This window comes from Edaphobacter sp. FHG110511_03 (genome assembly GCF_059115365.1).
In genome coordinates, this window is the sequence record NZ_JBZYWL010000002.1 from 590,712 (window position 1) to 602,055 (window position 11,344).

Consider the following 11,344-nt stretch of genomic DNA (forward strand, 5'->3'; position numbering starts at 1 on the left):
TGGAGTAATTTCATGAAGCAACGACTGGCCATTCTTCTGTTGAGTTTGACCCCATGCCTTTCTTCCTCTTGCCAGCAGCTTCCCAAGCTATTTCTTGTAGGCGACAGCATCTCCATCTATTACACGCCGTTTCTCCAGACCGATCTCTCCAGTACTTACAGCTTTAGCCGTAAAATTTCACCAAGGCCAGAGAGTGTCGCCGATCAATTGAGCGACCCAAACGTACAAGGTGGAAACTCCCACATGGTCCTCGAGTATCTCCGGAAGCGATACTCTGAACCAGATTTCAAACCCGATATCGTCATGTTTAACTGCGGCCTGCACGACATCAAGCGTAATCCTCAATCGAATGCAATCGCGATCGACGCAAATGAATACCGGTCGAATCTCGAGAAGATCGTCGCCCTTATCCGTCAACACCACGCCATAATCATCTGGATCAGCACAACTCCCGTCGATGACAAACGGCACAATTCGATCTCTAAGGAGTTCTATCGCTACGACCGTGACGTTGTGCAATACAATGAATTCGCCAAATCAGTTTGCGCTCATCAAAATTCCGATAGTCGATCTATACACGTTCACTAAGGAGCTGGGCCCAGGGCACTATATTGATCACGTGCACTTTGATGAGCCAACCCGCGCTCAACAGGCTGCATACATTGTTGGATTCGTTAACGGACTGTCTTCCATTTCTCACTAGATCAAAAGCGGAGGGCATCTATTTGTGAAGCTGCCCCCCGGTTAGATGCTCCCGGCGTTAGAAGGTGTATTTGATGGCCAGTAGCATAGTGCGTTGTGTGTACTTCGCATCGGTGACGCCCCGACCCGTATTCGAAACCGCCGATGTGAAGGTCTTGTTATCTGCTGTGACTAGGCTGGGCTGCACAAGACTATTACTGCTATAACCTGGTAGCGGATGGTTCAGGAAGTTGAAGGCCTGCCCGCGAACTTCCACCGCTTGGTGCTCTGCGATATGAAAACTCTTGTAGATCCCCACGTCTGAGTTCCAATAAGCGGGCAGGCTAAGATAAGGAGCCTGCCGAGGACCGACTTGTCCAATCTGTGGCGCCGTGACGCAGGACAGGTTAATGTGCTGATTGGAAGCAAGATCTGAGTTAGGGTTGCAAGTGTAGATCGGCTGCACAGTCTGCACCGGCGTTCCGTAATAAGTAGACGAACCGATGGTGTGATTCAGTGTTGTGTTCTTGATCGTGAGGCCGAGATTCTGGCTGAGGTTCGCCTGCATGTTACCGCCAGCCTGCCAGGTTGTCGTTCCCGCAAGTGTCCACCCATTGACGATGCCGTCGAGAAGAAAGTTACCGTGCAGCGGCTGCCCAAGGTCGAAGGCATAGGACGTATTCACAACTTGCGGACGGTCGATGTTAAGCACGCCATAGTTGTTTCGTACGACAAACGCGTCCAACGTATTAGCCACGATGCCCAAACTCTTCGAGTAGGTGTAGTTGGCATTGAGCGTAATGCGGCCGGTCTGTTTCACGAGGCTGACCTGCACGCCGTTGTAGTTCGCATACCCTACGTGCGACGACACGCTGATCGCATTGCTGCCGTAGCCCTTGTAATAAGGGTAATAGTCGATAACATTCGGAACGTTTTCCGGGTCGGCGGGAGCAGGCGCACCTGTTACGGGATCGGGGCGGAATAGGCCGCCCAGAGGGATTTTGTTCTGGTTGACGAAATTGCTACCACCAACGCCCGAGCCATTGCTCTGGCCGCCCATCAGGATATTCTGCGAATTATTTCCAACATAGGCCAACTCGAACAGCATCGCTCGCGGTAGCCGTTGCGAGATGGTCAGGTTATAAGCATAGGTCACACCTACCTGGTCATCCGTTTGGTCGACCGCGTAGACGCTGGACGGCAAAGAACCAAGTGAGGCTGAGTTGCTGCCTAATGCGCTGACCTCTTTGAAGGTGATCGCCTGGCCAGAGTTCGAGTTATAAGTCTTAACTCCGAGCGCCGTCTGCAGCGGCCCAGCGTAGTCGTTGTACTGGTCATTCCAGCGGTAAGCGGCCCAACCACCACGGAACACCGTTGCGCCATTCTTATGCACGTCATAGGCAAGGCCAAGGCGCGGCTCCAGGAACAACGCCTGTACAGGTCCCCCGCTAAGAGGCAACGAGCTGTCGATTGCATGCCAGTAAACCCCGGGGTAAATCTTGCCTGAAGCCACGTCGCTTGCATAACGGCCCGGTTCCCATACTCCGAGCCCTGTGCCCGACGCATCCTTCCAGCGGCCCACATGCTCCACGCGAAGACCAAGGTTAAGCGTGAGCTGCGGAGTCACCTTCCAGTTGTCGAGGAAGTAGCCCGCAGCCGTGTTGTAATGCATGCCATCAACTGGATTCACGCTCGTCTGCTGATAAGCGCTGGCAACACCCATTAGAAAATTGGCAAGGGGATTGTTCGTGCCAATGAAGTTATTTGTATTTCCCGAGTCCACCTGCTTGCCACTGGCGAAGGAGAAAACCCCGTTCGCGTAGCCGTAGGTACCCTGTTTATTGCCCGCCTGGCTCCAATATCCACCCATTTTGAAGGTGTGCGTCTTGTAGACCACAGTGAAGTCATCTGAGACCGATGGCGAAGCCTTGATCGAGTTATACGTTCCGTTCTGTTGGAACAGGTCCGGCTGCGAAACATCAGGAAATGTCCGGTCGCCCGCCGTATAGAAGGAAGGAACCAGGTCTGAAGCACTGCTGTACACCGTGCCGTACGGATAACCAACCGCACTCTTCGTAACGGCTGCCAGGTTCGAAGCCGTGTAAGGATTGTCCAACCAGCCGCGCGAAATGCGAAGCTCGTTAGTCATAAAGGCATTAAAAATATGGATAAAACTTCCACTCAGGACATGCGAGTGTACCGGGCTGATGAGGTTGCCTCCGGGATAGGCGATAGAGTTCGCGGGGTTGTAATAGATATGCGCCGGCGAGATCGACGTGTCGGTCCCATACTGATAGCTCACAAAAATCTTATTGCGATCGCTCAGGTTGTAATCGACACGGCCACGATAGATATAGCCATTGTGCTGGCTCGTCGTTTGCAGGTAGTAATTGTAGCCGCTGCCGTTGGTGGAAGGATCTGTGTTCGCCTCCGGGAGCAGCTTGAGCAATGCAAGCGCACCAGGGTCGAGATATCGCGAAGGTATCTGAGATCCACTCAGCGGCGTGCCGTCTGAAGCAAACCCTCCATTCAGCGACTGGCAGAAGTCACCGCTTCCGGTGCTCCTAGCGCATAGCGCAGCGTTAGCTGGGTCAGTCAGGCTAAAGTTGCCATTGCGCATGGCCGGTGTCGGCACGTACGAAGTCAACGGCGAAGCTGCGGGCAGCGTCTGGCGGAAGGCTTCAAAGCCAGCCCAGAACAACAGTTTGCGATTGTGATTGAAATTGGTGTGCGGAATCAGGATCGGTCCGCCGATACTTCCGCCCGGGTAATAGTATTCTGCGTCCGGCCGTTTCGTTGGATTGTTACTGTGTTTGTTCTGCCACGAATTCGCATTGAAGATCGCGTTGCGTGTGTACAAGTATGCCTGGCCGTGAAATTGCGCAGAACCAGAACGGCTGATTACGTTGATGACAACAGGTCCCTGAGGGGAATCGGCTCCAAAGTTCGACGACTGCACTTTCACTTCCTGCGTCATGTCGGGGTTTACCGTCGCAATGGACCAGCAGGCACAACCGGGATCGATGATGCTTGCACCGTCCAAAAGGTAAGCTGTACCTCCCCGATATGGAGCGCCGTTCGTGTTCAACCCAACGCCTACTGTTGACCCCGAAGATCCGGTATCTGTGAAGTCGAACCCGACTGGTGTACCGGTTCCAGTTGCCGTTGTCGTTACGCCGGGTAAAATCTTCAGCAACTCGGAAGCGTTGCGGCTCGCCAGCGGAAGGCGTTCAATGTCTTTGCTGGTCAGCAATGCCGAGCGTTCTCCTGAGTCCTCAGGAGCGATATAGTTAGCGCTACTCGCCACGGTAATCGACTCATTGGCAGTACCGGCAGCCAGCATCAAGTTGCTCAGAGAGCGCGTGTCACCAGGATTGATCATGATGTCGGACTGTTCAAAGCCCCTGAACCCTTTGGCAGTAATGTTCACCTTGTAGGTTCCAGGTACGATGCCGGCGAAGCTGAAATAGCCCGAAGCGTTGCTATCTAGGATGCGAACTTCATTAGTAGCCGCATTGGTCAACGTAACGTGGGCACCCGCAATCACCGCTCCGGTGGAATCCTGTACCGAGCCGGACAGGCTCGCCGTAGTTTGCGACAGCAGTTGTGGTGATGCGACGGCAAGAACGGCCAAAGCCATTACTGCTGCAAGAGTGTGGAGGTATCGCAAGGTTTGGTGTCTCATCGTTATTACCTGCCTTTGCTGTTTAAGGTCTTTCGTCATGCGCCCGGCCCCTAAAAATTCGTGTACGCACCTTCTGCCGCTGCCCCTGTTCTTCTCAGGGAGAAGTCTTGGATGGCGTCCGCGAGATTCTCATCATGGGTGAATCACCTTCACGACTGCACTGTCAGGTCCGTTCCACGGCACGGGACCGTGATGCGTCAGTTCCCTGCTCGCATCGTTCCACTGCAGCTCCGTCGTGGTGAAATGGCCCGTTTCGTAGCCATAATTCTGTCCGTCGTCATTGAACAGCGTGAAGCTGCCGTCAGCGCCGGGATAAACGCGCACCTGCTCGATCGCTTGTTTGTCGACGGTGCTGTCCACCATTGCCCCCAACGGAAGGATGGACCCCGCGCGCACGAACAGAGGAATCGTCTCGATCGGCGCAGGCACCGTGATGCGCTGTCCGCCATGTAGCCGCTCATTTGTCCAAAAGTTGTACCAATCCGTTCCGGCTGGTAGATACACGCTTCGTGAAATCGAGCCCTGTTCAGTTACCGGCGCGACCAAAAGCGCCGGTCCGAACATATATTCGTCTCCGATATCGGCAACTTGCGGATCGCTGCCGAAGTCCAGGAACAGCCCCCGCATAAACGGAGCGCCTGTCTGGTTCGTGCTATAGCCCAACGAGTAGATATAGGGCATCAACTGATAGCGCAGCCGCAGATATTTCTCGAGAATCGGCTCCGCAGCCTTGCCATAGCTCCACACCTCATTGTGTTTGCGTGAACCGTGCGAACGAAAGTTGGGCTGGAAGGCACCATACTCAAACCACCGCGTATAAAGCTCGGGATAGTCGTCATAATCGCCGACGTTGTCGCGTGCGTCGCCAGGATCCAGCAGCGGCGGACGTTCCGGCTTGTGCACTCTGGGAAGACTCTGCCAGCCGCCGATATCCGTCGACCAGTAGGGCATTCCGCTCGCCACAAAGTTGATTCCCGTCGGCACCTGGCGTCGCAGCACGTCCCAGGTAGGTGCAATGTCGCTCGACCAGAAGATTGCGCCATTGTGCTGTGCTCCGAGATAGCTGTCGCGCGCCAAAATAACCGCGCGTTGTTTCGTGTCCCGACGCATACCGGCGTAAAAGGCCTCTGTATGAAATAACGGATACACGTTGAAGAACTGCGTTCCCGGCCCCACGTGGAAGTAGCTCCCGTTTGGTGGGAGGTCGGGTTCGGTCTCGTCGGCCCAAAAAGCGTCGAAGCCTCTTTTCACGTAATTCTCATGCACGACACTCCAATACCAGCGTGCTGCATCCGGATTCGTCGTATCGATGTCGGCGCCGGCCCGGTCATACGGCAGACCATTGGTCGGTGTGCCATCAGCCAGGTGCATGAACCAGCCATTTTTCAGAATGGTGCTGTAATAACGATCTTCTGGGACGAATCGCGGCCACACGCTGATCATCGTGTGGAACTTCATTGCGTGCAGCTCATCATTCATCGCCACAGGATCCGGCCACTTCGCCTGGTCCATGTCCATCTCCCCCATCTTGGTGTAGGTGAACCAATCGATAACGAGGTCGTCGATGGGCAGATGCCGTTCCCGGTATCCGTGCGCGACGCTAAGCACCTCTGCCTGCGTGATGTACCGCTGTTTGCTTTGGATGTAACCGAAGGCAGATTTCGGCGGAATCGGAGTGTCGCCAGTCAGCAAGCGGAAGCCACGATAAATCGCGTCATAGTCTCCCGCGATAATGAAGAAGCTAACGCGCTGGCCCACTTCGCTTGAGAACGCATTCTGCCCATTGAAACCGAACGCCACTGTTGTCCTGGAGGGGTTATCCCACACCAGTCCATACCCCTTGTTCGTGACAAGGAACGGAACGCAAACACTCTGGCCTCCTGGCGCGTTGTAATCGTGCGCACACCGTAAAACTCTTCCGCGATGGTCAAGATACCCCTCCTGGTTCTGACCCATGCCATAGTCGTGCTCATCCATGGCAGCCGAAAATTTCGCTCCCACGGTGAAGAACGGTGGGTCGGAGGGTCGGAGATCATTCTCCAGCCATGCAGTTCCATCCTTAAAATTGGGAACTGCCATGCTCCATTCCTGCATCTGGACCAATGGCTTGCCGTCGCCAGTCGAGAAGCTCACGTTCACCCATGGCGTCGATCCATTGAAAAATTTGCCGATCTCGTCAGAATCACCACCCCGGTTTCGCGACGCTGGCGTTATGTGGACAGTCAGCACTGCAGACCGCACCTCATCGCCCGTTTCGTGGTTGCTCGCACTCCATCCGGCCCCCGACGGCTTTGCAAGAATTCCAAATCCTGGGCCGGCAATCGCGTCTTCGCGTCGAAGGCTCAAACTCACTCGAACGATATTTGGCGCATAGGGCTCTATAAGCACCGTGGCCGGATCGCGGTCAAACACTTGTTGACCACACATCGGCAAGCATGAGAGCGAGATCAATCCAACGCCCACTCCCTTGCTCAGCAGCCTGCTGAGTGCATGAAGAAAAAATCTTCTCGGGACTTTGAACCCGTTTTTATTCATTACGTCCTTCGCTTCCGTTTTGCGCACTGACAGTCCACACGTCTCCATGGATCCACAGCCCAGCTATTGGGCTCGTCATGTTTTGGGTATTTACGTAACGACAGAACTAGACGCGCCGTGTAGAACGGCTGACAAGGTTGTGTACAGTATTTTTCCTCTAAGTGATTGATTTAATTAGATTGACTACCCTCACAACCGGTCAGTACGATACTGTACTTGTGATCAGGACTGAACCCAGTTCGCGCGATGCGCACGCCGAGGATGCCCTTCTCTCGTTTTCTGAAGCCGAAAAGATTCGTCAGGCGTTGAGAGATCTGCTCGCCAGTCCGTCTCTTCGGTCTACCCAGCAGTGCCAGCACCTTCTCCAGTACATCGTCGACCACACTCTAGCCGGAGAGTCTGCCCTGCTTCGGGAACGAGTGATCGGCAAGGAGGTCTTTGGCCGGCGCGCTGACTACGAACCTGGTGAAGACCCTGTGGTGCGTCTCCGCGCCGTAGACCTTCGCAAGCGCCTGGCAATTTATTACCAATCGCTTCCTCACAGCCCAAATGTCCGGATTGATGTGCCTCCCGGCTCCTACAAAGCAGTCTTTACCTGGAACGCTCCGGCGGATCAGCATATCGCCCAGTCAGTAGCAGAGCCCGCGGAAATCCCACCGTCACAGGTAGATTTACCTCCGACGGTCGAGGATGATCCGCACGATCACGTTTTGCCCGCAGCCGGTTCCAACTTGGCCACCCTGGAAACACCTCAAGCTCCTCCCCGCTGGACGATTCAGCATTGGCTGTTTCTGGCACTGGCGTTGAGCCTGGTGGCTGGAGTCGTCTTTGGCACAGCTTGGTACCGGCAAAGAGGAGCACGAACATTCCATACTTTCTGGGCTCCGTTCCTGGGAACCTCCAGGACGGTACTTATTTCGATCGGCAGTAATGCTGTGTACAGGGTCGCCGATTCACAGGTCAACGAATACATTCGGCAGCACGGAATCACAAGTGGAGGAATGGAATTCTTTCCCGCCTTTGCGCCGGATCAGACTCTTTCATCCACGGGACTCCATCCTGCCGCCGACAGCTTCGTCGCGCTGGGAGACGTCGCCGCAGCGTCTGAAACCGTCCGGACGCTGACACACTTCGGCCAGGCTTTCGAAGAACGCTTCCCGAACGATATCTCATTCGCGGAAGTCCGCGACCACCCCACGATTCTGATCGGCGGCTTCAACAACCCCACGACACTCGAACTGACTCGAACTCTTCCATTCGTTCTATCAGGAAGAAACCGAATCGTCGATCGTGCTACACCCGATCGATCGTGGGAGCTCCATGCTTCCACCGATTCACATGACACCGAAGACTATGCCATCGTCTCGCGTTTACTCGCATCGAAAGATATCGCTCCGATGGTCTCGGTGGCGGGCCTGGGCCAATATGGCACTCTGGCCGCTACGGAATTAATTTCGAAGCCAGAAAATCTTGAACCCCTTGTTGTCGCACTCGGACCCAAGTGGGCTTCCCAAAATTTTCAGGCGGTATTGCGTATCAAGGTGGTGGACTTCAAACCAGTATCTACGGTCGTTGTGGCCACTCATAGCTGGTGACAGCCCACCATCCCGATCGCATTTTTCTGCAAAGAATTCGTTCTCCAGATTGCGCCAAGATTTTTGCTGCTATTTCATACTGGGACGGTCATCCGCGGGCAAGTCCCCCAACGCATACTGAATGCCTGCCAACACATGCTCCATGATGGGTGTCATGGCATAGATGTGCTCGCTATGGCCAAGCGCCTCATAGAAAACCCGCCCTTTGCCCTCGTGCCGAATCCAGCTCAGACCGTAGTCACCATCGGTTCGCTTCGTTGCCGCGGGCTCCTTCGCCTTGTCTCCGTCGCTCATCTTTGCGTAGTCGACGCTGGTGAGTACGTGTACCCGCTTGCGCGAAAACGAGTCCTGCACGAAGGTGTAAACCTCGTCGTGCACCGTAAACTCCCCATGAAACATCTTCGTCAGCGGGCTCTTCGGATCGTCGATCTTCACGGTAATCGGCTGCGGATAAACCCAGTGAAACTTGAAATAGCCGCCAATCATCACATTGAAGTCCGACCAGGTGCCGCTCGGCGCCGATCCCGTCGTGTGGTAGCTGTCGCCGGCGGCGTGGATGCCTGCCAATCCCTTGCCGCCACGTACGAAATCCAGCAGTGCCTTCTTCCTTGCCTCGCTTGCAGCAGGATCTTTCGGGTCGTCCAGGAAGGCAAGCGTCGTATTGTCCAGGAAGATCGCGTCGTATCCCGCAAGGTTTTCCGTCGTGATCTGTGCCGGATCGAAGGTGATGGTGGTCGACCACGCGCCCGTCTTCTCGCCCATCGCCTTCACCGTCTCCGCCGCCAACGGAATAGAAGAATGAACGAAGCCTGACGCGTGCGCCAGGACTAGAACCTTGCGTGGCTTTTTGGGTTGCGCATAAGCCTTCGCTGGAAGATTGTCCAGCATGGCAACGTAGTCTTCAAGCTGTGGCTTCTGGATCTGAACGCCATCTTGAACGCTTTGTTTTCGTGGAGGGCTGGGGAGCGTCTGGTCTTTAAGGTCCGTTGTAGAAGTTGTGTCTGCGCGTTGTGCAGTTGCTGTAAGACAGCAGAATGCGAGTAACCCAGCCGAGATCGATCGAAGCATGACGAGTTCTATCCTCCCAAAAACACAACCAAGGATACATCGAGAAGAAGGCTTTCGGAATCAGGAGGAGAACTCTTGCGAATCTCGTCTTCGATTCGCTACGCTCACTTGGTATAAGTCATAAGCAATCTCAACATTCGATCCAGTCATCCAGACCGCTGGCTGGAAACACTGGATCTGCAATAAAGTCATTTCAGGAACCTTATAAAGATCCACGGATCGCCGTCTTGATCAATAAGGTGTAACCAAAACCATCTATATCAGCACGACGAATAAAGGAGCACATCGCATGGCGACAGCAGAAGTCACTCGGCGTATCTACAGGATTGCCGTGATTCCCGGCGATGGGATTGGCAAAGAAGTCGTGCCTGAAGGTCTGCGAGTACTGGAGGCCGCAGCAAAAAAATTCGGCTTTGGACTGCAGCTTGACGAGTTCGACTTCGCCTCCTGCGACTACTATCTCAAGCACAAGGAGATGATGCCGGAGGATTGGAAAGATCGTATCGGTAGCCATGATGCCATCTTCTTCGGGGCCGTAGGCTGGCCGGCGAAGGTGCCCGATCACATCTCCCTCTGGGGTTCGCTCATTCTCTTCCGGCGTGAGTTCGATCAATATGCGAACCTTCGTCCCGTTCGGCTCATGCCAGGGCTTCCCTGTCCCCTCGTCGGCCGGGTTCCAGGCGATATTGATTTTTTCGTTGTAAGGGAGAATACCGAGGGCGAATATTCCTCAGTTGGAGGCAAGATCTTTCCTGGCACCGATCGTGAAGTTGTTGTTCAGGAAACCATCATGACCAGAACCGGTGTCGACCGTATTCTGAAATTTGCATTCAATCTCGCGCAAAAGCGGCCAAAAAAACATCTTACGTCGGCAACGAAGTCGAATGGCATCTCCATCACAATGCCATACTGGGATACTCGCGTCGAAGAAATCTCAAAGTCATTTCCTGATGTGACCTGGGATAAATATCACATCGATATCCTCGCCGCTCATTTTGTGCTTAATCCGGACCGATTCGACGTGGTCGTTGCATCGAATCTATTTGGCGATATTCTCTCCGACCTGGGGCCTGCGTGCACTGGCACAATCGGCATCGCTCCTTCGGGAAACATCAATCCCGATCGCCATTTCCCTTCTCTCTTTGAGCCGGTCCATGGCTCCGCACCAGACATCGCCGGGAGCGGCGTGGCGAATCCCATTGCTCAAATCTGGTCGGCGGCCATGATGCTCGACCATCTTGGAGAACTTGAGGCCGGCGCCGCAATCCTTAAAGCGATCGAGCAGGTGCTTCCGAATAAGTCCCTGAGAACACGCGACGTTTCAGGGACCGCTGACACGATCACGGCAGGAAAAGCAATTGCGGACGCGCTCGCATAAAACTCACGATGCAGCCCTTCCATGAAACGCCGTAACAACGGACGTCAATAGCAGGGCCGCATCTGCATTTCAATTCGGCATCGGTTGAGGCGATCGCTCCTGATCCAGTTCTCCGGACGCGACAATCACCGCAAGCGATTCCATCGCCTGCCGAATGAGAATCGCGGTCTGTGCGAAGACTTCCGGATCCATGTTCAGTGTGACCGGGCCGACGCTTAAATGAACGGATTTGCATCCGCAAAGTCGAACCGCACCAAACCCGCCACGCTCTGCCAGAACTACGTTAATATCGTTCATCGATTTCTCCTTGGACGTTTATGCCGACAAAGAGACAAACCCTTCCCAAACGTCAATGCCGGTTGCTGCTCATAAACAGCCAGTCAGCCGATGACTCTTGGCTTG

7 protein-coding genes are annotated in these 11,344 nt (G+C 54.5%); 3 read left to right on the plus strand and 4 right to left on the minus strand.

What is annotated here, in order from left to right; all coding sequences use genetic code 11:
- Nucleotides 1–12 precede the first annotated feature (12 nt).
- Nucleotides 13–588: an SGNH/GDSL hydrolase family protein gene (locus tag AC5S26_RS11820; RefSeq protein ID WP_494185093.1), complete on the plus strand. Its 576-nt coding sequence runs from the start codon at nucleotides 13–15 to the stop codon at nucleotides 586–588.
- 172 nt (nucleotides 589–760) lie between these two features.
- Here the strand turns inward: AC5S26_RS11820 and AC5S26_RS11825 are convergent, their stop codons facing one another.
- Nucleotides 761–4,366 (minus strand): carboxypeptidase-like regulatory domain-containing protein, encoded by a 3,606-nt coding sequence (locus AC5S26_RS11825; protein ID WP_494185094.1) that lies wholly within the window; start codon nucleotides 4,364–4,366, stop codon nucleotides 761–763.
- 132 nt (nucleotides 4,367–4,498) lie between these two features.
- Nucleotides 4,499–6,901, minus strand: coding sequence for a glycoside hydrolase family 31 protein (locus tag AC5S26_RS11830; RefSeq protein ID WP_494185095.1), 2,403 nt, complete (start codon nucleotides 6,899–6,901; stop codon nucleotides 4,499–4,501).
- Nucleotides 6,902–7,119: 218 nt separating this feature from the next.
- Between AC5S26_RS11830 and AC5S26_RS11835 the strand changes: the two genes are divergently transcribed.
- Entirely contained in the window at nucleotides 7,120–8,496 is a 1,377-nt protein-coding gene (locus AC5S26_RS11835) for a hypothetical protein (protein ID WP_494185096.1), read from the plus strand.
- A gap of 69 nt (nucleotides 8,497–8,565) precedes the next feature.
- On the opposite strand, the gene AC5S26_RS11840 is transcribed toward AC5S26_RS11835, so the two are convergent.
- On the minus strand, nucleotides 8,566–9,564 hold the full coding sequence (locus tag AC5S26_RS11840; RefSeq protein WP_494185097.1) for a ThuA domain-containing protein: 999 nt from the start codon (nucleotides 9,562–9,564) through the stop codon (nucleotides 8,566–8,568).
- A 289-nt stretch (nucleotides 9,565–9,853) separates the two neighbouring features.
- On the opposite strand from AC5S26_RS11840, the gene AC5S26_RS11845 reads away from it, so the two are divergent.
- Nucleotides 9,854–10,942, plus strand: a complete 1,089-nt coding sequence (locus AC5S26_RS11845) for a tartrate dehydrogenase (RefSeq protein ID WP_494185098.1) — start codon at nucleotides 9,854–9,856, stop codon at nucleotides 10,940–10,942.
- A 69-nt stretch (nucleotides 10,943–11,011) separates the two neighbouring features.
- Here AC5S26_RS11845 and AC5S26_RS11850 read toward each other — a convergent pair whose 3' ends face one another.
- Entirely contained in the window at nucleotides 11,012–11,239 is a 228-nt protein-coding gene (locus AC5S26_RS11850) for a hypothetical protein (RefSeq protein WP_494185099.1), read from the minus strand.
- Between the last annotated feature and the right edge of the window lie 105 nt (nucleotides 11,240–11,344).